This window comes from Mesorhizobium sp. B1-1-5, assembly GCF_006443065.1.
Classification (GTDB): Bacteria; Pseudomonadota; Alphaproteobacteria; order Rhizobiales; family Rhizobiaceae; genus Mesorhizobium.
In genome coordinates this window covers 1-1,651 of the sequence record NZ_VFWS01000309.1, presented here as the reverse complement: position 1 = coordinate 1,651, position 1,651 = coordinate 1, and the positions used below count along the sequence as shown (strand labels likewise).

Below are 1,651 nucleotides of genomic sequence, written 5' to 3'. Positions count from 1 at the left end.
ATCTTCGGCAGCGCGAGGCTGGCGATGGCCAGCGAGCAGATGATGACCCCGGCGGCGAGGAAGATCACCACGTCGCGGGCCGGGAACGGCGAGCCGTCCTGCAAGGTGAGCGGCAGCGACAGGATACCGGCCAACGTGATCGCTCCGCGCACGCCGGCGACCGATCCGGCGAGCCGCACGCGCAGGCCGAACGGCTCGGCCTTTCGCTTGCCGAGCCGCGCCGCCATGGCGCCCGCCATGTCGCCGATCCATATCCACAGGAAACGCAGGCCGATCAGGCAAAGGGTCAGCAGCAGGACTGTCAGCACCGGCTCGATGATCCAGTGCCGGCTGGACAACTCCGGCGGCACCTTACGGATGATATCGGGAAATTGCAGGCCAAGCAGGATGAAGAGCGCGCCGTTGAAGACGAAGGACAGCGTCGACCACAGCGACATCGTCTGCATGCGCGCCGAGACACCGAGAAAGCGGAACATGCCGGAAACTCCGGTCAACAGGCCGGCGGTGACCGCCGCCAGGATGCCCGAGGCGCCGATATGCTCGGCGCCGAGATAGGAGACGAAAGGCACCAGGATCATGACCAGAACCTGCGCCTCCGCCGGCACGCCGCCGATGCGGTTGAGCAGTTGCAGCGCCTTGGCGGCAACGAACAGCGCCGCCATGCCGGCGAGGATGCCGGCAGCCACGGCATAGAGAAAGCTCAGCGAGGCCGCGGCGAAGGAAAAGCTGCCGGTCAATGCCGCCGCCACGGCAAAGCGGAACATGACTAGGCCCGAGGCGTCGTTGAGCAGCGACTCGCCTTCCAATATATGCATCAGCCGCGCCGGAACGATGTTCCTGTCGACTATGGAAGACACCGCCACCGCGTCAGTCGGCGACAGCACCGCGGCGAGCGCGAAAGCGACGACGAGCGGGATGCTGGGCACCAGCCAATGCAAGGCGTAGCCAAATCCGACGATGGTGAAGAAGACCAGTCCGATGGCAAGGTCGAGGATGGGGCCACGCAAGGCGACAAGCTCGCGCTTGGGCGCAGCAAAGGCATCGGCGAACAGAAGCGGCGGAATGAATACGAGCAGGAACAGTTCCGGATCGATCTCGACATGCAGCCCGCGCGCCGGCCAGGCCAGCGCAGCACCCATGGCGATCTGCAGCACCGGCAGCGGCAGCCGCACCAGCCGCACCAATGCACCGGAAAGCGCCACCAGGACGAGCACTACGAGGATGAAGACGGCAACTTGCATGGTCCGATTTCCGGCAGTTTTGCCGACCATGCGCAATCGCCCGCGCTTCGTCCAGCCGGAGCGCGCCTACGCAGAGTTGGAGGTCAGTGGCGGTGTGAATGGCCTGGCGGCGACGACAGAAAAGGCCGCTCAAGAGCGGCCTTTTCCCTGAATAATCAATTGCTTAGAGCGACGAAGTGATCTGTAGCTCGTTGTTTCCGTCGAGGCCATATATGTCGTCGCGGAACTGGACGACGCCGGGGCCCGTCGACCAGGCCGAGAGATAGAGGAAATGCACCGGCACCGGGTTGGTGACCTGGACCGGCGTGTTTTCGCCGCAAAACGTGCGCGACCTCGTCACTTGGATCCTGCGCGACACGCCCGGCTGGGACCGCCAGCATTTCGAGGCGGCGATCAAGACCGGCGAGAAC

The 1,651-nt window shown here is 64.7% G+C and carries 1 protein-coding gene and 1 pseudogene; both read right to left on the bottom strand.

Annotation, left to right across the window (positions count from 1 at the left end):
• The coding region (locus tag FJ980_RS30750) for a Na+/H+ antiporter (protein WP_140547331.1) at nucleotides 1-1,241 on the bottom strand (1,241 nt) is incomplete at its 3' end.
• Between the two features lie 163 nt (nucleotides 1,242-1,404).
• Nucleotides 1,405-1,557 (bottom strand): annotated as a pseudogene (locus FJ980_RS35590) (murein L,D-transpeptidase); the annotation flags it as partial.
• Nucleotides 1,558-1,651: the final 94 nt, after the last annotated feature.